Source organism: Sphingomonas zeicaulis (genome assembly GCF_050433225.1).
In the GTDB taxonomy this organism is placed as follows: domain Bacteria; phylum Pseudomonadota; class Alphaproteobacteria; order Sphingomonadales; family Sphingomonadaceae; genus Sphingomonas_D; species Sphingomonas_D zeicaulis.
The window spans coordinates 932,356-956,515 of the sequence record NZ_JBNPXQ010000001.1 but is presented as its reverse complement, the minus strand read 5'-3'; the positions used below and the strand labels follow the sequence as shown (position 1 = coordinate 956,515).

Below are 24,160 nucleotides of genomic sequence, written 5' to 3'. Positions count from 1 at the left end.
GATGTTGCATGTCTACCGAATAGCGCACCGACCGGCCATGGTTAGTTTGCGGGTGCAGAAGATCTAACAAGGGTTAGAAATCGATGAAAGCGTCGCCGAAGCGGTGCCGCAAAAGCATCCATTGGCATCCTGTACCGTTCTACATCGACGTACCACCAGCCATGGACCGGATTGATGAGCATCACGCGCCGCGCCGGTCCCGCAAGACAATGGAGTTCCTCATGTCCTTCTTCGACAAGATCGTCGCAGCGGTTACGCCTCCGGAAAGCGATGAAAAGCGGATGGAAACCCGGGCGCACGCGCGCAGCCTCGCGCGTTCCGGGGATTGGCTAAGCCAGGTGCTGGACCATCATGATCGAATCGAAAGCGCCTTCGCGGACGTGAAAGGCGCACGAGACGCAACTGCGCAGCGTACAGCGCAGAAGCGCCTCGCCCTTATCCTCACCGGCCATTCCAACGCGGAGGAGACGGTGCTTTACCCGGCTCTCGCTGACAACGGCGAGAAGGCACATGCCGGCCTCGCCTATGAGGAGCAGGCCGCAGCGAAGGTACAAATGGCATTGCTCGAACGTCTCGAACCGCTCACCGACGATTATTTCGAGAAGCTCGAGCATATCCGCGGCGCGGTTACGCACCATATGTATCAGGAAGAAAGCAGCTGGTTTCTCCACCTCATCGAGAAAGTTCCGGAAAGCGAACAAATGATGCTCTCGGATCGCTATCGCGAGGAAATCGAGCGCTACGTCCGAGAACCCGCGATCGCGTGACTACGCTTTGATCAAACGACGGTCCTGTCCCCTCAGAAGATGACACCTGGGCGCCCGTTGCACACTGGGGCTTCGGGCGACAACTCTGCATGGCCGGACAGACGCGGGCCACTGCGGGGCGCCGAGGGAACGCGCACGCATACCCTGGGTTCAGGAAGCTCCGCCGCATCGATGGAGCCGACATGACTGATCGCGACTATGACATCGCTCTCGTTCTGAGCGGTGGCAACGCTTTGGGCGCCTATCAAGCCGGTGCCTATCAGGCCCTGCAGGAACATGGCGTCGAGCCGGATTGGGTAGCCGGGGCATCTGCCGGCGCAATCAACGGCGCCATCATCTGCGGCAATCAGCCCGGGCAGCGGCTGTCGAAGCTGCGCACGTTTTGGGGCGTGGATGGCAATCATGCGCCACAGGCCGACGCGATATGGACACCGCTGGATGAGACACGACGCACCGCTGCTGCTGTGATGACACTGGCCGGCGGCCGCCCCGGCCTGTTCGTGCCCCGCCACATGTTCGGCCCCTGGTGGAACCCGCTCGGCAGCACCAAGCCATCGAGCCTCTATGATGCGAAGCCGCTGGCGCAAACATTGGAAAGCTTGGTCGATTTCGATCTGCTCAACGATGCGCCTCCGCGCTTCTCGGTTACCGCCGTCGATGTCGAGAGTGGCGAAGACATCGCGTTCGATACGAAGAACCGCGTCGTCACGACCGAGCATCTCCGTGCCAGCAGTGCATTGTTGCCCGCGTTTGAGCCGGTGGACATCGAAGGGCGCCTCGTGGGTGACGCGGGAATATCGGTCAATCTTCCTCTCGATGTGGTCCTCAGCGACAGACACGACCGGCCGCTACTGTGCATCGCCATCGATCTGCTTCCCTTGTCTGCGTCGCGGCCGACGACACTCGGGGCAACCGTCGCCCGGACGCAGGATCTGATCTTCGCCACGCAAAGCCGGCGCGCGATCGCTTCATGGCAAGCGATCTTCGATGAGCGCGCACGGCATGGCGCGAGTGACCAGGTTACCCTCGTCCACCTCGATTATGCCGACCAGCAACGCGAAGTGAGCGGCAAGGCTTTCGACTATTCGGCCGCATCGGCAGCGGCACGCTGGCGCAAAGGGTGCGAGGACATGGCCGCCATCTTGCAAGCGCTGCCTTGGAAGCCGATAACGAAGGCCGGGCTGACCGTTTATCGTCCTGCGCAAAATAGCCCCGAGGAGAGATATCTTCAGGCGGTTCATTGGTCTTTGGCGCCGGTTCGGGGCTGAAGCGGAAGGTACTGACAATATGCACCGCGAAAATATCGTCCTCATAACATGGTTTAATCCATCCTCATCTTCCTTGGCGGGAGCGGAACAGCGTGTTGGACCCGCCGTTTCCCGTCTAAGTCATGGCAGTGCGACCCGCGTTTCACCGTTATGGATGCCAAGACATTCGTCGTCACCGGAGCCGGAAGACGTAAGCCGCTCAAAGAGGAGATATTATGATCTACAAGACGCTGGGGTTCGGTCTTGGCATTTTCTCCATCGCGCTCGGTGTAGCGGAGCTGTTTGCGACGCGTCGCATTGCCCGCACGCTTGAGGTCGAAGGCCACGAAAATCTGATCCGCGGGTTCGGCGCGCGTGAGATTGTCGCAGGCGTCGGGCTCCTCGCCGCCCCCGCAAATGCCAGCGGCGTTTGGGGCCGGGTTGCCGGGGATGCGCTGGATCTCGGCACGCTGGCCGCAGCGGCAACGACGCGATCGCGCAACCGCGCAGTGTGGGGCGCGCTGGCGTTTGTCGCCGGCGTAACGCTGATCGACATCGTCGTCGCCCGCGGTCTCGACCGCACCACCGGCAAGACATTCCCAGTGCGCCCTTCGAAACCTGCGGCAGGCGGAGCGACCGCATGACCATCGGCGGGAAGAGTAAGGCGAGCGCTGCGCGGACCGTAGTAATCAGCGGCGCATCCAGCGGGATCGGCCAGGCAACCGCCGAAGGGTTCGCCACAACCGGAGCGTCGCTGGTGCTCGCTGCACGCGACGAAGATGCGTTGAACATCGTCGCGCAGCGTTGTCGTGACCTCGGTGCCCGGGTGCTCGTCGTCCCAACGGAGGTGGGCGACGCCGATGCTGTGCACGCTCTGGCGATTGCGGCCCGCGATTTTGGAGACGGCCGCATCGACTTCTGGTTCAGCAATGTCGGCATCGGCGCCGTAGGGAAATTCGTCGAGGTTCCAATCGACGCGCATGAGCGCGTGATCCGCTCCAACCTGATCGGGCATATGAACGATGCCCATGCCGTGCTGCCGGTCTTCATCGCACAGGGCCGAGGCACCTTCGTCAACATGATCTCGCTGGTCGGCTTTTCAGGTGCGCCTTTCGCGGCGGCCTACAGCGCCAGCAAATTCGGCCTGCGGGGCTTTTCCGAAGCTCTTCGCGGCGAGATGGCGGATCACCCCGACATCCACATCTGCGATGTCTATCCCTCCTTCGTCGATACGCCGGCCATCGGCCATGCCGGCAACTACACGGGCAAGCGTCTCACCGCGCCACCGCCGATCCTTGATCCGCGTCGCGTCGCGGCGGCCGTCGTGTCGCTTGCCGATCATCCGCGCGACACCGTCATCCTCGGCACCCCGACATGGGCCGCGCGCGTGGCGCATCTGGTATCCCCGACGCTCACTGCGCGGATGGTGAGCGGCATGTTCGGACGCTATTTCGCGTCAGCGGATCCTGCGCCGGTTTCGTCTGGCAATCTGTTTTCCCCGCCGGGAGACGGGGGGCGAGCGGAGGGTGGCTTGCGGGCGCCAAGACCCGTGCGGCAGCGCCGGGCGGCCGCCGCGATCGGAAGCATCGCAGCGGTGGTGATCGCCGCGACACTTATCGCCCAGCGGCGGCTATCGCCGAAGATGTAATATATTGCACATGCCGCTTGGAACGCGCAGCTTGGGCAGCTAAACGAACACGTCCTGCCGGGCACGACCGTCCTGACCGAACACGCGGATGTAACGTGCGACTTCGGAAGGGTCGCCGCTGGCCTTTGCCGGATTGTCGGACAGCTTGACGGCTGCCTGCCCCTCCACCTCCGTGACCTTGCACACCAGCGAGATCGGCTGCAGCCCGGCGCCATCATCGGGATCGCAGCCTGTGAAGTCGTTGGTCAGGTTCGTGCCCCAGCCGAAGCTCATCCGCACCCGCCCGTCGAAGTGCCGGTAGACAGCCTCGATCGAATTCACGTCCATACCGTCCGAGAAGATCAGCAATTTGGTCCGCGGATCCCGCCCCCTCTCCTGCCACCATCGAATGATCTGCTCGCCCGCCGCGATCGGCGGCGCGCTGTCCGGACGGAAGCCGGTCCAATCCGCGACCCAATCCGGCGCGCCGCGGAGGAAAGCCGCCGTGCCGAAGGCATCCGGCAGGGCGATCAGCAGGTTGCCGCCATAGTGCGCCTGCCACTGTTCCAGTACGCGGTAGGGCGCGCCGGCGAGCGCCGCGTCATCCTCCGCCAGCGCCGCCTCGACCATCGGCAGTTCGTGCGCGTTGGTGCCGATGGCCTCCAGATCCGCATCCATTGCGAGCAAGACGTTCGACGTGCCGATGAAGCGCGTTCCCAGCCCCTCCTTCAGCGCTTCGACGCACCAGCGCTGCCAGAGAAAACCGTGGCGTCGCCGCGTGCCGAAGTCTGACAGCATGAGATCGGGGAGCGTCTGCAGCCGTTCGACCTTCTGCCACAGCTTGGCTTTCGCTCGGGCATACAGCACATCGAGCGCGAACCGTCCCTTTTCGCGCATCGCAGCGCGCGACCGCAGTTCGTTGATGATGGCGAGCGCCGGGATCTCCCACATCGTCGTCTGGATCCAGGGACCGCTGAAGCGCAGTTCATACTGACCATCGACGGCGCGCAATTCATACTCGGAGAGGCGGAAATCGGCGAGCCAGGCGATAAACTCGGGCGAGAACATCTGCTGTTTGCCATAGAAGCTGTTGCCGGCGAGCCAGATCAACTCCTTCTTGGTGAAGCGCAGCGTTCTGGCGTGGTCGAGCTGCGCCCTGAGTTCATCTTCATCGATTATATCAGCGAGGCGGACCGAACGAGTGCGGTTGATCAGCGAAAAGGTAACCTGCGCAGATGGCCGGACGTGCCGGATCATCTGCAGCATCAACAGCTTGTAAAAATCGGTGTCCAGCAGACTGCGAACGATCGGGTCGAGCCGGAAACCATGGTTGTAGGTGCGCGTGGCGATATCGGTGGTGGCCATGCCGCTACCATAGTGAGCATTAGCTGGAAGACCATGCTGGCGCGCGCCCCGCGCTCACCGGCATGGCGGCCTGAACAGTTGGAAGCGTCGGCCTATTCGGCAGCAATCTGACAGCGCATCCCGGCACTGCCGATGGCAGCGCCCGCCCCGATTTCGCCGGCGAACCAGCGTGCGGTGGCGGCAAGCCCCTGCGCCAGCGGCACGGTCGGTGCCCACCCGAGCAGCGCGCGTGCGCGGCTGATGTCCGGCCGGCGGCGGCGCGGGTCGTCGATGGGCAGCGGGCGGCGGATCACGGGCGCGGTGCTGCCGGTCAGCGCGACGACCTGGTCGACCAGTTCGTTGATGCTATATTCCTCGGGATTGCCCAGGTTGACCGGCGCCAGCGGCAATTCGTCGGTCTCCATCAACGCCATCAGCCCTGCCACGAGGTCGGAGACATAACAGAAGCTGCGCGTCTGCGTGCCGTCACCATAAACGGTGATCGGTTCGCCGGAGAGCGCTTGGCAGATCAGGTTGGAAACAACGCGGCCATCGTCCGGATGCATCTGCGGGCCATAGGTATTGAAGATGCGCGCGATCCGCACATCCGCCCGGCCGAGCCGCGCGAAATCAAATGCCATCGCCTCGGCGGCACGCTTGCCTTCGTCATAGCAGGCGCGCGGACCCGTGCAGTTCACCCAGCCCCGATATTCCTCGGGCTGTGGATGCACTTCAGGATCGCCATAGACTTCACTGGTGGAGGTCAGCAGGAAACGCGCGCCCGCCGCTTCCGCCAGGCGCAGCAGACGATCCGTGCCCATGACGTTGGTGAGCATCGTATGTTCGGGATCGGCCTGGTAGTGCGGCGGGGACGCGGCGCAGGCGAGATTGTAGACCCGGCTGATTGCATCGATCCGCGTGACGACCGCTTCGGGCAGGGGATCGATGATGTCGGCCTTGATGAAGGTAAAGCCAGGCTGCCCTTCCAGCAGCCCCAGGTTAACCGGCCGCGAGGTCTGCAAACTGTCGATGCAGATCACTTCCTCGCCCCTGTCGAGCAGCGCCTGACACAGATGGGAACCGATAAACCCGGCTCCACCCGCCACCACGGTAACGCCAACGCGCCTGTCTTCCATGACCGATCCTTTCCTTTTCATTGTTTTAACCAGCAGCCACCATGGGCACGGCAGCCTTGGCCGCGACCGCCGCATCGAGATGGCGCTCCAGTTCTTCTGCGCGGTGCCCTGCGGTATGAGCGGCGAGCACCCGCTCGCGCGCTGCTTCGCCCATTGCCGCTGCATCGTCGGACAGCGCCGTCATCACCGCGGTCGCATCATCCGCCAGCACGATTTCGCGCCCGGGCTCGAACAGCGTCCCAAGCCCTTCCCAACGATCGGAGATGATCGGCGTGCCACATGCTGCGGCCTCGAACAGCCGCACCGAAGGTGACCAGCCGGCGCGAATCATGTCGGCGCGAGTGACATTGAGGGTGTAACGCGACGCCGAGTAGAATTCGGCGTGCTCGGCCGGGGGCAGATGCTCGATCCGCTCGACATTGCTCGGCCAGTCGATATCGGCAGGATATTGCGGCCCCGCCACCACGAACCGGTGATCGGGGTTGGCGCGCGCCGGTGCGAGCAACAGTCTTTCCAGCGTCGGCTGGCGATCGGGGCTGTAGGTGCCGAGATAGCTCAGGTCCCAGCGCTTCGACGCACCGGTAGGGCGATAGGCTGCGGGATCGACCGAGCAGTAGAGCGGCCGTGCCGCCGGCGAGCCATAACGCTCCTCGATCAGGTCGAGTGTCGGGCCGCCGGTGAACGAGAGATAGGTATCATAGCCCGGGACCAGGTCCGGCGAGAGATATTCATGGTCGCCCGCCGCAAGCTTCGCCAGCGTGACGGGCGTATCGATGTCGTAAAAGGCGACAGGCCGTGTCGCCCAGGTCTGAACCCTCGCGCCAACCTCGACGCCCTCAGGCACATAGGAACCGACGATCACGGCATCGGCGCTCGCGATCTCGCCCCGCCAGGCGTCGAGCCCGGCCAGATCCGCGTAGAAGCGCAGATCGCAATAGCCGGGCTCGGCAAGATCGCGCTGGCTTGCATACCAGGGCACGTCGCGCTCAAGAAAGAGAATGTCGTGCCCCCGTGCCGCAAAGGCGGCGAGCAGCGCCCGAAAGGTGGTGGCATGACCATTTCCCCAGGACGAGGACAGGCTGAGCCCGAGAACGATCAGCCTCATGCCGCTTTCTCGATCAGGCGGGAGCGATGCGCGTTGAATATCGCTTCGACCTGTTCTCCGCGCAGCACGTAGGTGTGGTCGGCACGTACACGGGCAAGCGCTGCCTCGCCGATCATCCGGGCCTTGAGCGGTGTCAGCGAAGCCAGCAGATCGGCCACGTCCTGGCCGTCCCGCGCGACGAGAACCTCTTCGTCGGGCTTCAGGAATTGCTCGATGCCTTCCCACTCATCGGTGATCAGGCAGGCGCCGGCACCGGCCGCCTCGAACACCCGCGTGGCCGGCGAGAAGCCGACATTCGCCATGCTGTCCCGCGCGACGTTGAGCACCGCCAACGGCGTCACGTTGAAGGCATTATGCTCCTTCGTGTAGACATGGCCGAGATGACGGACATTCTCCGGCATCACCTTGCTCTCCCAGCCGTTGCCGCCGATCAGGAATTGCCGGTCTGCCAGCATCGCGGCAGGCTTCAGGAAGAATTCCTCGACACGGGATTCGCGGTCCGGCAGCCGATTGCCAAGGAAGGCGAGATCGCTCGAAAAGCGCGGATCGCTCTCCACCGGATGATGTGTGCGCGGATCGACCGCGTTGTAGATCGGTACGCAATCCGCTGCGCCGAACCCCCGATAGGCGTCGATCACCGGCGGGCCGCCGCCATAAGTCAGCACCATATCGAGTTCGGGAAGTGCGCGGCGCACGGGGTGCTGTGCATCGCCGCGCATCTCGTCCAGCGTGGCCGCGGCATCGACATCCCAGAAGATGCGCAGCGCGTGCGGCGCGGCGTTGGCGATGATGCCTTCCAGCAACTCAGTGTCGAAAACGCCCACGCCGTTGGCCTTGACGACGATGTCCGCGTCTCCAGCCTCGGCGAGCACCGAACGCAGGCCTTCTTCAGTCGCAGGATAGACCACCGATCGCGCCCAATCCGGCGGATCGATGTCGCGATGCTGCTGCCGGTCGAACGCGTCCGGCTCGTAGAAGGTGATGATGTGGCCGCGCCAAGCGAGGTCGCACAGGATGCCGCGATAGTAGGTCGCGGCGCCATTCCAGTAGGACGAAAGCAGGCTCGATCCGTAAAACGCGATCTTCATACGAGGCTCCTTTCGTGGAGAGGAGACGTGCGCGCGGGTGCCGTAAGGCTGGCGACGACGCCCATCAATTCCGCTGCGCGATGCGCGCAGCTATGTCGGCTGCGGATGGTTTCGAGACCACTCTTCGCCAGCGCTGCCCGCACCTCGGGTTCATGCGCCAGCGTGCGCAGCAGCGTCGTCATTTCCGCCTCGCTATGTGCAAAAAGGAAATCTTTGCCCGGGCGGAAAAGCGCCTCGGCATCATCCCATGGTGCCGAGAGCAGCGGGATGCCGCACGCCAGCGCCTCGAACACGCGGATGGTCGGAATACCGGGCAGGATCTCGGTATAGTAGCGGCGGGGGACGTGGACGGTGGCAAGATGCCGCGCAAACAGCGCCGGTGCCGCTGCGTTCGGTGCCCAGCCGTGGTAGGTCGCGCCATAGCGGCCGAGTGTGGCGAGCGCCTCGTTCGTGTAGCGAACGCCATAGACATCCAGCGACAGAGCCGCTTCACGCGCCGGCCTGAACAGAAATTGCTCCAGTTCCTCGGTGCGTTCCCCGTCGCCCCAGTTGCCGATCCAGACCAGACCTTGCCGGTCTTCCTCGGTCTGCGGCGGATGGAAATGGCGCGTGTCGGCCGCTTCATGCCAGGTCCAGACCCGATCGCCCCAGCCCCACCGCCGATAGACGTCGGACAAGGCCTCGCCGAAGGCGAGCACGCCGTCATAATTCGCGAGATCGAATGCGCGGATGCCATTGGGATCGCTGACGGCGCGATGGTGCGTGTCGTGAAACAGCAAGGTGAAGCGGCCGCCCTGTGCCCGTGCATCGCCGATCGCTGCGACCAGCGCGGGCTCATTCCACTCGTGGACGATGACCAGATCGGCGTCGCCGATCAGCGCTGCGACGTCAGAGCCAGGCGCGTAGCTGTTCGAAACGAGCGTGGGATAGGCGGCCCTGAACGGCGCGTTGCCGGCCTCACCATGATCGGCGATCAGGTTGGCAAGGCTCCAGGAGCCCTCCGGCTCGTAAGCGGCAACATCATGCCCCATGTCACCGAGTTCGCGCAGTACCCCGCGCAGGAAGTGAGCGTTGCCGTGATTCCAGCAGGAGCGCAGCGAATGCGTGAAATAGGCGATCTTCATGCCGCCGCTCGCCCAGGAACCGCGTTCCCCTCGAGCAACGCAATATAATGCATCATCATCTTTTCTGCCATTTTGGTAGCCGTGTACCGGCGGGCGTGCAGTCGCGCCGCCGCGCCGGCTGCATCTCGCGCATTGGGATCGCGAACGAGCGCCCGGATGGCTGCTGCGAAACCCGCAGCATCATCTTGATCCACAAACTGCGCCACGCCGCCCCACAATTCGCGGAATGTCGGGATATCGGAGAGCACCAACGCGCATCCGGCGTGAGCGGCCTCCAGCACGGCAAGCCCGAAGGGCTCATAGCTCGCTGCCGATACGAAAATCGGTTGCGCGCCCAACCGCGCCTCGAGCGCGGCCGCATCGAGTTGCCCAACCGGCCGGAGAGCGTCGAGGGAGACGAACTCGCCATGTGGCGCCACGGTGGCGCCAGCCGCCTCGAACGGGATGTCAAGTTGTGCCGCAACCGCATCGAGCAATGCGACATTCTTGCCGGCGTCCCACAATCGGCCCGCGGTGAAAGCGAAATCCTCGCGCCGACGTCGTACAATCGCTGCGAGATCACGGCCGTTGTGAACCGTCGCCGGCGCGTTGCGCAGCGCGTAACGCTGAGCCACGGCATGACCGAAGGCTGCGCTGGGCGCGACGACCCGATCTGAGGCTGCAAGGCCGGTACCGGTCAGTTCGGCACGCCATGCGAGATCCGGCGGCAATGCTCCGCCTCGGGCGGCATCCCACCAGGTGGCGACGCAGCTGTGGACGACGCTCAACACAGGCGCATCGAACGCGGCAATTGCGCAGAACGGGTTGTTGATCTGGACGACGTCGGGCTGGCAGCGCGCAGCGAGCCCCGCTACGGCATCAGCGGCTGCACGCGCTTCTCGCTCGTCGGCAGCAAGCCATTCCGGCATCAAGCCGGTGTCGAGCAGCGTCACGCCGGTTGCCTCGGCACGCGCCCGCTGATCCGCCGAGGCGGCTGGCCCCAGGACCGCGATCGTCACTTGCCAGCCGCCGGCAACGAGCCGCGCTGCGAGGTCGGCAGCGTAGGTCCACACCCCGCCCACCGCATCGGCCGTCATGAATAGATGGTGGCCTGCCGTCACGAAGCCCTCGCCAAGGCGGGCACGTCTCCGGGAACGACGGGCGAGCGCTCTTCGGCAAGCCATGCGGCGAGGCGGGCGACCCCGTCACGCCAGTTGCGCTTGGCGGCAAGACCGAGGGCGTGATCGACCGCGCGGGTGTCGGCTACGAAATAGCGCTGGTCGCCCTGCCGCCAGTCGCTGCTTTCGATCCGGACCTCACGGCCGGTGATCTGGCCGATATGGGCAAGCAACCGCCGCAGGCTTACGGCATTGGCGGCGCCACCGCCCAGGTTGAAGGCCCGGCCCGCGATATTGTCGATCTTTTCCCATGCGGCGACATAGCAATCCACGGCATCCTCGACGTCGAGGATATCGCGCACCTGATGGCCATCACCGAACAATGTGACCGGCTTGCCCTCAAGAACCCGGATCAGGAAGTGTGCGACCCAGCCCTGATCCTCGGTGCCCATCTGCCGGCGGCCATAGATGCAACTCATCCTCAGGACCGCCGCGCGCAATCCGAAGCTGCGGGCATAATCGAGCACATATTGATCGGCCGCTCCCTTGGAGCAGCCATAGGGCGTGTGGAAGTCGAGCGGCCGGTTTTCACCCACGCCGCGCTGCCGGGCAACGGCATCCGCCGGCAACCAGCCGCCTTCTTCAAGCACAAGCTCGATGTCGGCAAGGTCGCCATAGACCTTGTTGGTCGAGGCAAAGATCAACGGCGGCGGATCGGCGCGGCGGCGCACCGCTTCCAGCAGGTTGAACGTCCCGGCCAGGTTGATGCCGAAATCCTCGACAGGATCAGCCATGCTCGTGGTGACCGCAACCTGCGCCGCCATGTGAAACACGGCACTCGCCTCAGCCACCGCCTGTGCGACGCCATCGGCTTCGCGCACGTCGCCCGCGATATGCGTGATCAGCGGGCCATGTCGTTCCTGCAGCCAATGCAGATTGCGCTCGACGCCCTTGCGGGAGAGGTTGTCGTAGACCAGCACCGCATGGCCCTGCCCCGCCAGCCGATCGGCGATGTTGCAGCCGATGAAGCCGGCCCCGCCCGTGACGAGGACGGGTGCCTGCGCGCTCATGCGACGAGACCGCGCGCTTCGAGTTCGGCCCGCGCGTCGGCAACCCGGTCCTCGGCAGTCTGCTGCGCCACCCACTCCGCGAGTTCGGCAAGCCCTTCGGTGAAATCCTGCCGCGCTGTAAAGCCGAGCGCCTGTTCGCTCTGGCTGGTGTCACAGAAACAATGGCGGATATCGCCGGCGCGGGCGCGCCCGACGATTTCCGGCGCAATGTCGTTCTTGCCCATCGCCCGCGCCAGTTCGGACGCGACCTCCGTCACCGATCGATCATGGCCCGACCCGATGTTGAAGGTGCCGCCCGCCGCCTGCGGCAACGTCAGGGCGTCTGCGAAGGCGCGTGCCACGTCCGAAACATGGACGAAGTCGCGGCGCTGCTCGCCATCCTCGAAGATCATCGGCTGCTGGCCGTTCAACAGGCGCGAAGCGAAGATGGCCAGCACGCCCGTATAGGGGTTGGAGAGCGCCTGCCCTGGCCCATAGACATTGAACAGCCGCAGACACACGCCTTCCATGCCGTACGACCCGGTCATGATATGGGTGGTGCGTTCCTGCACATATTTGTTCAGCGCGTAGATCGACGACAGGCTCGGACGCTTCCATTCCGGCGTTGCAACCGGCGTCAGCGGACGACCCTGGGCGTCCACCGGCTCCCAATTCTTTTGATGATCGCGCAGGGTTCCACGCGCGGCATCTTCCACGAGCGCACCGTTGGCATCGCGATAGAGGCCTTCGCCGTAGATGCTCATCGAAGATGCGGTAACGACGCGCCGCACAGGACGATCAATCAACTGTTCGAACAACACAGCTGTGCCGACATCATTGACCGACGTATAACGCTCGACCTCGTACATCGACTGGCCAACACCCACTTCGGCGGCGAGGTGGATGACGCTGTCGATGCCTTCAAGTGCCCGCTTTACGGCATTACCGTTGCGGATATCCGCTCGGTGAAAATCGACGTCGGCATCCATCTCCGCGGGATGCTCCACCGGCCCGTGAACTTGCTCGATCAAGCTGTCGAGCACCCGAACCTGATGGCCGCGGCGCAGCAATTCCTTTGCCACGGCGCGACCAATGAAGCCGGCGCCGCCGGTGATCAGAATCTTTTCCATCACTGCTCCCGCTAACTTTTGTTAAATATAACTCATGTTATAAGGCTTTGTTGCCCCGGCTGTTCACACATCAAAATCAAGCTGTCACAATCAGCTGACCAACCACTGCTTCATCATCTAAGTTCCACCTACTCCTGGCGACTTTCATAACTTAAATTGATTCTGCCATAATCGGCTCATATTGCAGGAACCGAGCTCGATCATTTCCGTTCTTCGAGCATCTATGTTGATGCTGGCCCCCTCCCCTTCATGAGCGTTCGTGTTCATCTCATGCGTCACGGCGCCCACGGCGGCGTGGGAAGGATGCTGACAGGGCGGAACGACGATGGCGGGCTGACCGAGGCCGGCCGTCGCCAGGTCGAGGCAGCCGCTGCAGGAATGAAGCCGTTCGATGTCGTTCGGATAGAGGCCAGCCCCAGACGACGCACTCAGGAAACCGCACAGATCATCGCCGACACGCTCGGAGTGCCGGTTTTGACGGTCGACGCGCTGGACGAACTTGATTTTGGCGCATGGACCGGCCGCAGCTTCGCGGCTCTCGACCAAGATCCTTCATGGCACGCCTGGAACAGCCGGCGCAGCGTGGCGGTGCCACCGGGCGGGGAGCCGATGACGGCCGCCGTACGACGGGTATCGGCTCACCTGAACATGCTTGCGCACACCGACGCGGGAGCAGCGATCGTCTGCATCAGCCACTGCGACATCATCCGCGGCGCGATCGCCCATTATCTCGGCCTGGGGCTCGACCATCTGCTGAATTTCGACATCGACCCGGGCTCGATAAGCACGCTTCTGGTCGGTGACTGGGGCGGCAGGATTACAAGCCTGAACAGGAGCTGCGAATGAGGAGCATTGCCGGCGAGGCGATGAGCGCGACGGGCCGCCAGCAGGCGGTGCGCGATCGGATCGACGCCCTCGGGCCCTGGTTCCAGAACATGGTGATCGAGGGCGTAGATACGGCGCCGGATCATTTTCTAGGCGACTACCCTGCCTTCAAGTTTCGACGCTTTGCCGACGCACTGCCGGCGGATCTGTCCGGCAAAAGCGTTCTGGATATCGGTTGCAACGCCGGCTTTTATTCCATCGAAATGAAGCGGCGCGGCGCGAGCGAAGTCGTCGGCATCGACAGCGACGAGCATTATCTGGCGCAGGCGCGTTTCGCTTCCGACGCGTTCGGTTTTGGCGACATCGAGTATCGCAACTTGTCGGTCTACGATGTCGGACGGCTCGGCCGGCGCTTCGACCTCGTGATCTTCATGGGGGTGCTCTACCATCTCCGGCACCCGCTGCTGGCGCTCGACCTGATCCGGGAACATGTCGCCGGCGAGATGATGCTGTTCCAGACGATGCAGCAAGGGTCCAACGACGTTCTGCAAGTGCCGGAGGACCACCCGTTCCACCAGCCGGGAACCCACATCCCGCCCACCTGCTTCGACAATCCGGCCTATCCTAGAATGCACTTCATCGAACGCCAGTTCGCCGGCGATTGGACCAATTGGTGGGCGCCCAACAAGGCAGCATCCCAGGCGATGCTGCGCGCCGCCGGGTTCACGATCGAGGCGCAGCCCGAAGACGAGGTCTATCTCTGCCGCACGGCGCCCGTTCCCTTTGTGGAATGGGGCATGACCGCTGCGGCCTATCCAGCGCGAGGAACCGACGCATGATCGAAGCGGCGATGATCTGGAACGAACCGAACAACAAGTCGCACTGGGATCCGCTGCTCGATCCGGAATGGTCGATCTATGCCGATACGGTGATCCGCGCCGGTACCGTGATCCATGCGATCAACCCCGCGGTCACGCGCGTGCTGGGCGGCATGTCCCCCATCGATCCGCACTGGGTGAACCGGATGCGCGACCATGGCGCGCTGGAAGCAGTCGACGCGGTCGCCGTACACGGCTTCCCGCTCGACTGGAACCTGTGGCCGATCCACGCCTGGCCCGAAAAGATCGCCGAGATCGAGGCGGTCGTGCCGGACAAGCCGGTGTGGGTGACAGAGGTGGGCGTCGGATCCTTCGGCGCTGAAGAGGTGCAGGTATTCGGGCTCAACCGCACCGCGGAACTGCTGATCGGGCGGGCGCCGCGCATCTTCTGGTACTCGCTCTACGACTTGCCGATGGCCTGGGGTGCCACGACCCGCCATCGCGAGGCAGAGGGCTCCAGCTATTACCGGCACTTCTACATGGGCCTGATCCGTGAGGATGGAACGCCAAAGCCGGCGCTCGACGATTATGCCCGCGTTGCCGATCAGATGGGCCTGATGCAGTGGTTCCACTTCGAGGATCCGCGGCTGGACGATGCCGTCGCGTGGATGAAGCGGCTCGGCGTGCGCCATCTTCGTACCGGCCTTTCCTGGGCGGACAGCTTCCGCCCCGGCGCGATCGACTGGTTCGATCGGCAGATGGAGGCGCTGGCCGATTTCGACGTCACCGTCACCTTCTGCTTCACGCCCGAGCATCTGGGCGTCGAGCCGCACCACACCAGTTGCGCGCGCGACCCGCAGCAATTCGCCGATTTCTGCGCATGGATGATCGAACGCTACGCACCCGCAACGGCGCAACCCGCCGTGGCCCATGGCTGAGGCCAAGGAGACGAACGATGCTCGCACCGCCAAAGCCCATCAACATGGCCATCGTCGGCGTCGGCAACTGCGCCAGTTCGCTGGTGCAGGGGCTGTTCCATTATCGGGACGGCGCCAACGACCATAGCGGACTTACCCGTTGGGATCTCGGCGGCTACCGTCCGAGCGACATCAAGGTCGTCGCAGCGTGGGACGTTGACCGCAGGAAGGTCGGCAGGGACGTGAGCGAGGCGATCTTCGCCAAGCCCAACTGCACCGCCCGCTTCTGCGATGCCGTGGAGATGACGGGCACGCCGGTCGAGATGGGATGCGTGCTGGATGGCGTCGCCGATCATATGGCCGACCAGCCCGAGGATCGCACCTTCCTCGTCGCCGACGCGCACCAACCGACGCGCGCAGAGGTCGTGCGGCGGTTGCGCGAAGCGCGGGTCGACGTGCTGATGAACTATCTGCCCGTCGGCTCGCAGGCGGCAACCGAGTTCTACGCCGAGTGCGCGCTCGAAGCCGGCGTCGCCTTCGTCAACAACATCCCCGTGTTCATCGCCAGTGATCCGGCCTGGGCGGCGCGTTTCGAGGCGGCGGGGGTGCCGATCATCGGCGACGACATCAAGGCGCAGCTCGGCGCCACCATCGTTCACCGCGTGCTGACCGATCTGTTCGCCCGACGCGGGGTGAAGCTCGACCGCACCTATCAGCTCAACACCGGCGGCAATACCGACTTCCTCAACATGTCCAACCGCGGGCGCCTCGCGTCGAAGAAGGTGTCGAAAACGGAGGCCGTCCAGTCGGTTGCCGAAACACGGCTGGCCGACGAGAATATCCATGTCGGGCCCAGCGACTATGTGGCCTGGCAGAACGACAACAAGGTGTGCTTCCTCCGCATGGAAGGCCAGCTCTTCGGCGGTGTGCCGATGAACCTGGAATTGCGGCTGTCGGTGGAGGACAGCCCCAACTCGGCGGGCGTCGCAATCGACATGATCCGCTGCGCGAAACTGGCGCAGGACCGCGGTATCGGCGGCCCCATCCATCCTGCATCCGCCTGGTTCTGCAAACATCCGCCGCAACAGACCACTGACGACGCGGCGCATGCCGCGCTGGAGGCATTCATCGCTGGACCCGAGGCAGAAGCGCCACCCGAACCGATACCCTTGCGCGCGCATGCCAAGAAGGGGCGCAGTCAATGACCGGGCCCGTGATGCGTGCCGCAGTGGTCACCGGCCCGGGGCAGGTCGAAATTGCGCATGTGCCGATGCCCGAACCCGGGCCCGGCCAGGTTCGCGTGCGGCTTGAGGGATGCGGCGTTTGCGCTTCCAATCTCACGCCCTGGGAGGGGCCGGAATGGATGCAGTTCCCCACCAAGGCGGGCGATCTCGGTCATGAGGGCTGGGGTGTGGTGGACGCCGTCGGCGAAGGCGTGACCACGGTTGTACCGGGTCAGCGCGTTGCCGCCCTCTCCTATCGCAGCTATGCCGAATATGATGTTGCCGAGGTCGAGGCCGTGGTGCCGCTGCCCGCGGCCCTGGACAGCCTGCCCTTTCCCGGCGAGCCGCTGGGCTGCGCGATGAACATCTTCCGCCGCTGCAAGATCGAGGCCGGGCAGACGGTCGCGATCGTCGGCGTTGGCTTCCTCGGCGCGATCCTGACGCGGCTTGCCACCGATGCCGGTGCGCGGGTGATCGGCATTTCACGACGGGGCTATTCCCTCGACGTCGCGCAGGCGCACGGCGCCGCAGAAACGATCGAGATGGCGGATCATCATGCGATCATCGAGCGGGTGCGCGACCTGACCGATGGTCGCTTCTGCGAACGCGTGATCGAGGCAGTCGGCAAGCAATGGCCGCTCGACCTGGCCGGTGAACTCACGGCCGAACGGGGCCGCCTGATCGTTGCCGGATATCACCAGGACGGGCCGCGGCAGGTGAACATGTGGCTATGGAACTGGCGCGGCATCGATGTGATCAACGCGCATGAGCGCGATCCACGCCGCTATGCCGACGGGATCCGCGAAGCCATAGCGGCAGTTGCCGAAGGGCGCATCGATCCACGACCGCTGGTGACCCACCAATATCCGCTCGAGCGGCTGGGCGAGGCGCTGGATGCGACGCGTGATCGGCCTGATGGTTTCCTCAAAGCGGTGGTGACCCTGTGAGCGGCGCGTCGCTTGCCGCGGCGCCGGCAGTGGGACCGCGGCTTGCCCGCCCCCGGCTTGGGTTTCTCGGCGTCGGCTGGATCGGCCGGCACCGCATGGCGGCGATTGCCGCCGAAGGCAGCGCCGACATCGTGGCCGTCGCCGACCCCTCCGCCGACAATCTGGCGGAAGCGGTGGCCGCGGCGCCCGGTAGCGTCGCGGTGGACTCGCTGGACGCCTTGCTGGATCATGGGCTCGACGGGCTGGTGATCGCGACGCCCAGCGCTCTCCATGCCGAGCAGGCGATCCGCGCGCTTGATCAGGGGGTTGCCGTGTTTTGCCAAAAACCGCTGGGGCGCAACGCCGCAGAAGTTGAGGCGGTTCTGGCGGCCGCGCAATCGGCGGACCGGCTGCTAGGGGTCGACCTGTCCTACCGGCACACTGCAGCAATGGTGGCTGTCCGACAGGCGTTGCAGGATGCGCTCATCGGCAACGTCCATGCCGTAGACCTCATATTCCACAATGCCTACGGGCCGGACAAACCCTGGTTCTATGACCCGTCGCTTGCCGGCGGCGGCTGCGTCATCGATCTCGGCGTGCATCTCGTCGATCTCGCGCTGTGGGCGCTCGACTGGCCGGCAGTGGCTGAGGTCGCCAGCAGCCTCTATGCCAATGGCGTCTCGCTCACAGATCCATCGGCTACCGTCGAGGATCTTGCTTTTGCAACCTTGACCCTCGCCAATGGCGCCACGATGCGGCTTGCCTGTTCGTGGCGGCTGCCGGCAGGCTGCGATGCCGTTATTGCGGCCGACTTCTATGGCCCGCATGGTGCGCTCAGGATGCGTAACATCGGCGGCTCGTTCTACGACTTCACCGCCGAGCACTGTCAAGGCACGGCCCGCACTGCGCTCACATCACCGCCGGACGAGTGGGGTGGCCGGGCCGCGATGGCCTGGGCTCGGCGGCTCACGCGTGACCGAAGCTTCGATCCGAGCGCCATGCGCCTGCTCGACGTCGCCGCCGTTCTCGATCGAATTTACGCCTGAAGCAACAGAGGAGAAGATCATGCACCGCTCATTGTTCGTTCGCCGCGCCATCCTCATGGCAGCCGCGCCGCTGGCGCTCACCGCGTGTGGCGAGGGACGCGAGGATGCCGCCATTACCGCGAACAGCGCTGTCCCTGCCGATGTCGGCGAAGCGGAGGCGATGACCAACGGGCTGGGCGGCGAAAGATCCTCCGGCCCATCCGGGATCGGCGATACGTCGCTGGGCACGACTGACCAAGGTCTTGGGCAGGGCGCGAAATCGGGGAACCGCAGCGACACTGCAGATGGCACCGCGGCCGATTGACCGCGAACGGTTGTGTGGCCGTTACCTTGCAATCGACAGCGGTTGATCCCTCGCCGCCTGTTCAATTGATCAATGTTGAGCAGCGGAACTCGCATCCCGTTCGGGCGCTAGTCTCTTCACTATGAGGGATGAATGCCATGAAACAGGATTTCATGTCGATGATCGGCAGCAGCCAGGCAACCACAACCAGGCAGCGTAATTGCAGCGTATACAGCGAGACTGACCCGCTCACGGACGTTCTTCTCTGCAGACCTGCGTTTCTCCGCCCCATCCCCTGCTGTTCAGTCACGCGGGAAGCGTTGCGCGACGGCTTCTCGACCAGCGGATCCATCGCCGCCGGGCAACATCGCGCCTTGCAAGCCGCACTCGATCGCCATGGTATCCGCTGCCATCTGATCACCCCGGACGAAACCATGCCGGACATGTGTTTCATGCGCGATGCATTGGTCACGACGCCATGGGGGGTGCTCGGGCTGCGCCCGGCAATGCAGCACCGCATCGGCGAAGTGGAAGAGGCGTTATCCGCATTGGCCGGCATCGGCGTCTCTCCTGTTGCCCGCGTGACAGCTGGCACCGCCGAGGGCGGCGACATCGCGATTATCCGGAACGGACTGGTCGTGATCGGATGCTCGGGCGAACGCACCGATCAGCGCGGCGCCGATCAAGTGGCGCGGCTGTTTGCAGAACATGGCTGGTCAGTGATCATCTATCCATTCGATCCGCATTTCCTGCATCTCGATACGCAGTTCGCGATGGTTGACGACGATCTGGCGCTCGCCTGTACGGATGTTCTTTCCGACGATTTCCTGGGTCAGCTTCAGGCGCATGGCATCACCACCATCCCGGTGACATACAAGGAAGCGCGCACGCTCGGGTGCAACGTTCTTTCGCTGGGGTACAGACGGCTTCTTACCGCATCGTCGAATGAGCGCGTCAATATCGAATTACGCGCGCGCGGATATAAAGTGGAAGCATTGCAAATCGAACAGTTTACGCGCTGCGGCGGCGGCGTTCATTGTCTGACCATGCCGCTGCATCGCGTCCGCACGACGCGACACTGAAAGTGCCACTGTATCGGCACGTTCAGAAATTCAAAAATACTGATCCCTGTAAGCGAAGCGCATGCTCGACAGGATCAAAGTCAGCGGCAGCTCCATCGTACCCGCAGTCGGCGGAGCTCGCGCCGGAGCCCCGGTTCGTGACCCTAACTGGAAGCGGCGGAGTCTGACTCCGCCGCTTTTTTCCGGCCGCGTCTGACCGTCTTTCAATTACGCCATTTGTCGAGTGCCGATCGATAACGCGCTTCGGCCTTTGCGACCCGCGCTTCCATCTTTGCAACCTCAGCGTTATGCCGGCGCTCAAGCGCGCGCCGCTCCTCCTGCAGGCGCTGTTCGCGGCGGCGCATTTCGGCAGCAGCATCCTTGCGCGCGGTTTGCGCCTGCGCCAGCGCCTGTTCGGCCGCTTCAAGCGACGCTCGGGAAGGCCGTGGTTTGCGGGGCGGAGCCTTGCGCGGCGGCGGTTTTTGCTCGGTGGGCCGCGATATGCTGCTGGCCTGAGCCTTACTCGCCTTCTTGGGACGGAGAGAGCTCATCTCCGGCGCCTTTGCACGCGGCGGCCGTGGCGCGGGAGGTTTTTCCTTGGGAAGTGCCGCCAGATGCTCTTCCGCCGTGCCACGCGCCCGGCGGATCACCGTCCCTGGCGATGCGAGCGGCTCACGCGTGAGTGCCTCATCCGTCACCCGTTCGGCGGAGCCCCGCGCGAAGAGGTCGACATCGCTTCCCCACGCTGCCAGCGCCGCCTTCTGGCTGGGGGCTGCGACATATGCGTCGTGGAAGCCGATCGGCGTTCGGAAAACCTTGAGGGGGCGCGTCATGATCCGTCAACGCGCGGCGAACGCAGTCGTCGCAGCGCCGCGCAATCATCTCCGCGTCAGATTGCGCCCGTCCCACCGTTGGCGCCGAAAACGCTTCCCGTCGTGAAGCTCGTTCCGCTGTCGGCCAAGGTCACGTAAAGCGACGCGAGTTCGGCCGGCTGGCCAGCACGGCCAAGCGGCGTATCCTGGCCGAACTCGCCGAGTTTTCCCGGCAGTTGCCCCCCTGCAACCTGAAGCGGGGTCCAGACCGGCCCTGGCGCCACGGCGTTCACCCGTATGCCCCTGGGCGCAAGCTGCTTCGCAAGGCCCTTGGTGAAGACCATGATGGCCGCCTTGGTGGTGGCGTAGTCCAGCAACTCCTTCCCCGGATCGACCGAATTCACCGAAGCCGTATTGATGAAGCACGCACCGGGCCTCATCAGCGGGATCGCGGCCTTGCTGATATGGAACATCGCGTAGACGTTGGTCTTCATCGTCCGATCGAACTGCTCCGCGCTGATCTCGTCGATCGAGGCCTTCGACTGCTGATAGGCGGCGTTGTTGACGACGATGTCAAGCCCGCCCAATCCCTTCGCTGCCTTGGCGACCAGGTCGCGACAAAAATCGGCGTCGGTGAGATCGCCCGGAATCAGCACGATCTTCCGGCCTTCTCCGCGCAACAGCCGCGCAACGTCCTGCGCATCGGGCTCTTCAGTCGGATAATAGTTGATCGCGACATCTGCACCTTCGCGGGAAAATGCGATCGCGGCCGCACGGCCGATCCCGGAATCACCTCCCGTCAGCAGGGCCTTGCGACCCGCCAGCCGACCGCTCCCGCGATAGCTGGCCTCGCCGCAGTCGGGCACCGGCCGCATATCGCGCTGTAGCGCGGGCCATTTCTGTTTTTGTTCGGCGAAGGGCTCGGTCGGATAGCGCGTCTTCGGATCGGCGGTCGCACCGCTCGCGGCAAAGGCCGGTCCCGCGGCGAGCGCGGCAGTGGACATCGCCGTCGCCTTCAAGATGTCCCTCCGGTTGCTGGAATCGACCATCAAATTTCCTTCGTTCGAAAGAGTGGCGCGCAAGACGGCTTTGCCCGGCCGACTTCCAGCCCGGCATTGACGGCACAGCGCCTATCGCGAGCGATGCGAAAGACCGGCCTCGGCGACATTTTTCGGCAAGATGGAGCTGTGACCGTGACCGCGCCTCACTGAGCGCAATCGTCGGGCTAAGCGAGCGCCAAGGCGCGCTCGGCCCGCCGTTGCTCGACGAACGTCATCTTCTCCGCCAGCGAAGTCCAGCGCTGAGCCGCTTCCAGATGGATATACTTGCGTTGAAGCAGCACCTCCGCGTGCGCAGCGTCTATGCTCGCTTGGGCGCGCCGCACATAATGGCGGTACATTGCCAGCCGGTCATGACGGCTCTCGCCCTCAGGCCAGCGTTCGCTACACTGGGTCATCAGCATCTCCAGACTATGGAAACTGGACGCCTTGCCGCCCTGCTGGTTCCGCAGATCCTCAGCCTTCCGGCGTGGAAACCAACTTCTGTTATGAACTTGTCGGCGGATGCGCCGCTAAATGCGGAGACGGCTCAATGCTTCCTCCAACTCCGTGGCTACGAACGGCTTTCGGAAAACTGGTACGTCACCAAGTTCATCGGGAACGTAATGCCGATCATAGCCCGTCACGATGACGATCGGGATGCCACGTTCCTGCAGCATCCGAGCGAGCTCGAAAGTGAGTTCGCCGTCGAGGTTAAGATCTAGCACGGCACCATCGATCTTCTCACTATCGACTATACACATCGCATCGCCGATCGACGACACCGGCCCAAGCACTTCAAAATTCGATTCCCGCAAAATTTGTGCGAGCTCCGTTGCGATGAAATACTCATCTTCGACTACGAGCAACTTAGGCAGCGCTGACGACATCTTGACCCCATTTCTAACGAACAGAGAATTAAGCAAGCGAGCTAAAGCTCGCCCTCACGCAATAAAATAACATGGGTGAATCTTCGGATCGCCAGGATGTCCTAGCCTGTGGTGATGAACGCCCTAGCGACCGAGTTTGACCAAGTCCTCAGCCGGCATCTGGCCCGGTTCAGCGCCCTCACCGCAGAAGAGGCGCAGTTTTTGCGCCCGTCTGCTCTGGGACCGCTGCGAACGGCAGAGGCCCGCTACGATCTGATACGCGAGGGTGAGGCGCCGCGGGCGGTATTCCTCATCGTCAAGGGCTGGGCGTGCCGCTATAAGATGCTGGAAGACGGCCGCAAGCAGATCGTCGGCTTCCTGGTGCCCGGGGATCTATGCGACCTGAACAACTCGCTTCTTGTCGAGATGGATCATTCTCTGGGGGCTATCACCCGCGTCCATCATGTCGAGATCGCACATGACGTCCTGAAACGGCTCACCGAGCAGCACCCTGGAATTGCGCGGGCTTTATGGATTCAGCTTCTCGCAGGCCTTTCGATCCAGCGGGAATGGACACTCAATCTCGGACAACGGATCGCTATCGAGCGGATCGGCCATCTATTCTGTGAACTGTTCGTCCGGATGCGCGCGGTCGGGCTTGCCGAGGGCGGGGCGTTCGAACTACCTATCACGCAAAACGACATCGCTGACGCCACCGGGCTGACTGCAGTCCATGTCAATCGCACGCTGCAGGAATTGCGCGGCCGCGAGCTCATCAACCTCCACAATCGCACGCTCCGGATCCTCGATTTCGAATCCTTGTCCGACCTGTCGCTTTTCTCACCGTCCTACCTTCATATGCAGCCCGAACAGGCACATGCTGGAGCGAAACCCGCGATCGGGATCGTCGCACCATGACCCTGGGCAAGGACTCCGGCCTGATCAGCCCTCCTTCGGCCTATTCCCCCGAAATGGACGAGCGGAACCGTGAACTGATACGTCATTTTCGTAATGTGCTATCCGTTATTCGCGCCCTCGCCCGCCAAACGATGGAGGGGGAGCGACAAGAAGGCTGCGATAGGCTTGCGGCGCGGATAGACGCGCTGGCGCGTGCGCAGTCCGCGCTCTTGCGCGACATCGCCGCCGGCGCGGATCTCGACAGCCTGGTCCGCGACGAACTGATGACCTTCGGGATCAGGCCCGAATGGCCGGTTCAGGTCGAAGGCCCGGAAGTCCGGCTCAAGGCCCGGGCGGCGGGGCTGGTGGCGCTGCTCATCCACGAGTTGGCCCTTGGCATCGTCGCGACGCCCAGCGCGAAGCTGGCCGTCCTGTGGCGCGAGCGCGAAGACGGCTCCCTGAAACTGATCTGGAGAGACCAGTCCAGCGGTGGCTGCGATTGCGGCTGGCTCACCCGCGCATTCAGCTATGAGCTCCGCAGCTCGCTTCGCGAGGAGGATCACGGGGCCGGCAGGCAGTGGGTGGCCGACCTTCCGTCGGCCAATCTCATCCGCTGACCGACAAGGCCGTTGATGATGATTGATGTCGCGCCGGATAGAGCAACTGGGCAATCGCGGTAACAAAAACTGCCCCTCACCTATGTGAGTGCCTCTTTGACCGAAGCGAATAACA

General features: G+C 63.8%; 26 protein-coding genes. 14 read left to right on the top strand and 12 right to left on the bottom strand.

Features of this window, described 5'->3' with window-relative positions:
• The first annotated feature begins 83 nt into the window (after positions 1-83).
• The 4 genes from FHS96_RS04585 (at position 84) to FHS96_RS04570 (ending at position 3,662) form a co-directional block, all read left to right on the top strand.
• The gene (locus FHS96_RS04585) at positions 84-767 is read left to right on the top strand and encodes a hemerythrin domain-containing protein (RefSeq protein WP_429588249.1); all 684 of its coding nucleotides are present in this window, start codon (positions 84-86) and stop codon (positions 765-767) included.
• A 182-nt stretch (positions 768-949) separates the two neighbouring features.
• A complete protein-coding gene (locus FHS96_RS04580; protein WP_429588247.1) occupies positions 950-2,035 on the top strand; it encodes a patatin-like phospholipase family protein in 1,086 nt (361 codons plus the stop codon).
• A gap of 215 nt (positions 2,036-2,250) precedes the next feature.
• Positions 2,251-2,658 (top strand): hypothetical protein, encoded by a 408-nt coding sequence (locus FHS96_RS04575; RefSeq protein ID WP_429588245.1) that lies wholly within the window; start codon positions 2,251-2,253, stop codon positions 2,656-2,658.
• The gene (locus FHS96_RS04570; protein WP_429588243.1) at positions 2,655-3,662 is read left to right on the top strand and encodes an SDR family oxidoreductase; all 1,008 of its coding nucleotides are present in this window, start codon (positions 2,655-2,657) and stop codon (positions 3,660-3,662) included. The genes FHS96_RS04575 and FHS96_RS04570 overlap by 4 nt, the downstream gene beginning before the upstream one ends.
• A gap of 39 nt (positions 3,663-3,701) precedes the next feature.
• On the opposite strand, the gene pncB is transcribed toward FHS96_RS04570, so the two are convergent.
• The 8 genes from pncB to FHS96_RS04530 form a co-directional block, all read right to left on the bottom strand.
• Positions 3,702-5,006, bottom strand: a complete 1,305-nt coding sequence (pncB, locus tag FHS96_RS04565; protein WP_429588241.1) for a nicotinate phosphoribosyltransferase — start codon at positions 5,004-5,006, stop codon at positions 3,702-3,704.
• A 92-nt stretch (positions 5,007-5,098) separates the two neighbouring features.
• Complete coding sequence (locus FHS96_RS04560) at positions 5,099-6,121, bottom strand: UDP-glucuronic acid decarboxylase family protein (protein ID WP_429588240.1); 1,023 nt, start codon at positions 6,119-6,121, stop codon at positions 5,099-5,101.
• A 25-nt stretch (positions 6,122-6,146) separates the two neighbouring features.
• A complete protein-coding gene (locus FHS96_RS04555) occupies positions 6,147-7,226 on the bottom strand; it encodes a CgeB family protein (RefSeq protein ID WP_429588238.1) in 1,080 nt (359 codons plus the stop codon).
• Positions 7,223-8,314, bottom strand: a complete 1,092-nt coding sequence (locus tag FHS96_RS04550) for a CgeB family protein (protein ID WP_429588236.1) — start codon at positions 8,312-8,314, stop codon at positions 7,223-7,225. Before FHS96_RS04550 ends, FHS96_RS04555 begins: the two co-directional genes overlap by 4 nt.
• Positions 8,311-9,438, bottom strand: a complete 1,128-nt coding sequence (locus FHS96_RS04545) for a CgeB family protein (RefSeq protein WP_429588235.1) — start codon at positions 9,436-9,438, stop codon at positions 8,311-8,313. The genes FHS96_RS04550 and FHS96_RS04545 overlap by 4 nt, the downstream gene beginning before the upstream one ends.
• Entirely contained in the window at positions 9,435-10,538 is a 1,104-nt protein-coding gene (locus tag FHS96_RS04540) for a glycosyltransferase (protein WP_429588233.1), read from the bottom strand. Before FHS96_RS04540 ends, FHS96_RS04545 begins: the two co-directional genes overlap by 4 nt.
• On the bottom strand, positions 10,535-11,605 hold the full coding sequence (locus FHS96_RS04535; RefSeq protein WP_429588232.1) for an SDR family NAD(P)-dependent oxidoreductase: 1,071 nt from the start codon (positions 11,603-11,605) through the stop codon (positions 10,535-10,537). Before FHS96_RS04535 ends, FHS96_RS04540 begins: the two co-directional genes overlap by 4 nt.
• Positions 11,602-12,714 (bottom strand): NAD-dependent epimerase/dehydratase family protein, encoded by a 1,113-nt coding sequence (locus FHS96_RS04530; protein ID WP_429588230.1) that lies wholly within the window; start codon positions 12,712-12,714, stop codon positions 11,602-11,604. The genes FHS96_RS04535 and FHS96_RS04530 overlap by 4 nt, the downstream gene beginning before the upstream one ends.
• Positions 12,715-12,963: 249 nt before the next feature.
• On the opposite strand from FHS96_RS04530, the gene FHS96_RS04525 reads away from it, so the two are divergent.
• The 8 genes from FHS96_RS04525 (at position 12,964) to FHS96_RS04490 (ending at position 19,834) form a co-directional block, all read left to right on the top strand.
• Positions 12,964-13,560, top strand: coding sequence for a histidine phosphatase family protein (locus tag FHS96_RS04525; protein WP_429588228.1), 597 nt, complete (start codon positions 12,964-12,966; stop codon positions 13,558-13,560).
• Entirely contained in the window at positions 13,557-14,378 is an 822-nt protein-coding gene (locus FHS96_RS04520; RefSeq protein WP_429588226.1) for a TIGR04290 family methyltransferase, read from the top strand. The genes FHS96_RS04525 and FHS96_RS04520 overlap by 4 nt, the downstream gene beginning before the upstream one ends.
• The gene (locus FHS96_RS04515; RefSeq protein ID WP_429588225.1) at positions 14,375-15,295 is read left to right on the top strand and encodes a beta-xylosidase; all 921 of its coding nucleotides are present in this window, start codon (positions 14,375-14,377) and stop codon (positions 15,293-15,295) included. The genes FHS96_RS04520 and FHS96_RS04515 overlap by 4 nt, the downstream gene beginning before the upstream one ends.
• A gap of 17 nt (positions 15,296-15,312) precedes the next feature.
• On the top strand, positions 15,313-16,479 hold the full coding sequence (locus FHS96_RS04510) for an inositol-3-phosphate synthase (protein WP_429588223.1): 1,167 nt from the start codon (positions 15,313-15,315) through the stop codon (positions 16,477-16,479).
• Positions 16,476-17,444 (top strand): MDR/zinc-dependent alcohol dehydrogenase-like family protein, encoded by a 969-nt coding sequence (locus FHS96_RS04505; RefSeq protein ID WP_429588221.1) that lies wholly within the window; start codon positions 16,476-16,478, stop codon positions 17,442-17,444. The genes FHS96_RS04510 and FHS96_RS04505 overlap by 4 nt, the downstream gene beginning before the upstream one ends.
• Complete coding sequence (locus FHS96_RS04500) at positions 17,441-18,469, top strand: Gfo/Idh/MocA family protein (protein WP_429588220.1); 1,029 nt, start codon at positions 17,441-17,443, stop codon at positions 18,467-18,469. The genes FHS96_RS04505 and FHS96_RS04500 overlap by 4 nt, the downstream gene beginning before the upstream one ends.
• A gap of 19 nt (positions 18,470-18,488) precedes the next feature.
• On the top strand, positions 18,489-18,773 hold the full coding sequence (locus FHS96_RS04495) for a hypothetical protein (RefSeq protein WP_429588219.1): 285 nt from the start codon (positions 18,489-18,491) through the stop codon (positions 18,771-18,773).
• Positions 18,774-18,910: 137 nt separating this feature from the next.
• Positions 18,911-19,834, top strand: coding sequence for a dimethylarginine dimethylaminohydrolase family protein (locus tag FHS96_RS04490; protein ID WP_429588218.1), 924 nt, complete (start codon positions 18,911-18,913; stop codon positions 19,832-19,834).
• 203 nt (positions 19,835-20,037) lie between these two features.
• Here FHS96_RS04490 and FHS96_RS04485 read toward each other — a convergent pair whose 3' ends face one another.
• The 4 genes from FHS96_RS04485 to FHS96_RS04470 form a co-directional block, all read right to left on the bottom strand.
• Positions 20,038-20,646, bottom strand: coding sequence for a hypothetical protein (locus tag FHS96_RS04485; protein WP_429588217.1), 609 nt, complete (start codon positions 20,644-20,646; stop codon positions 20,038-20,040).
• A gap of 56 nt (positions 20,647-20,702) precedes the next feature.
• Positions 20,703-21,674 (bottom strand): SDR family oxidoreductase, encoded by a 972-nt coding sequence (locus FHS96_RS04480; protein WP_429588216.1) that lies wholly within the window; start codon positions 21,672-21,674, stop codon positions 20,703-20,705.
• 176 nt (positions 21,675-21,850) lie between these two features.
• Complete coding sequence (locus tag FHS96_RS04475; protein ID WP_429588215.1) at positions 21,851-22,081, bottom strand: hypothetical protein; 231 nt, start codon at positions 22,079-22,081, stop codon at positions 21,851-21,853.
• 114 nt (positions 22,082-22,195) lie between these two features.
• On the bottom strand, positions 22,196-22,552 hold the full coding sequence (locus FHS96_RS04470; RefSeq protein WP_429588214.1) for a response regulator: 357 nt from the start codon (positions 22,550-22,552) through the stop codon (positions 22,196-22,198).
• Positions 22,553-22,666: 114 nt separating this feature from the next.
• Here FHS96_RS04470 and FHS96_RS04465 point away from each other — a divergent pair, with 114 nt between their 5' ends.
• Positions 22,667-23,449: a Crp/Fnr family transcriptional regulator gene (locus tag FHS96_RS04465; RefSeq protein WP_429589616.1), complete on the top strand. Its 783-nt coding sequence runs from the start codon at positions 22,667-22,669 to the stop codon at positions 23,447-23,449.
• A complete protein-coding gene (locus FHS96_RS04460) occupies positions 23,446-24,045 on the top strand; it encodes an HWE histidine kinase domain-containing protein (RefSeq protein WP_429588213.1) in 600 nt (199 codons plus the stop codon). Before FHS96_RS04465 ends, FHS96_RS04460 begins: the two co-directional genes overlap by 4 nt.
• Positions 24,046-24,160 lie beyond the last annotated feature (115 nt).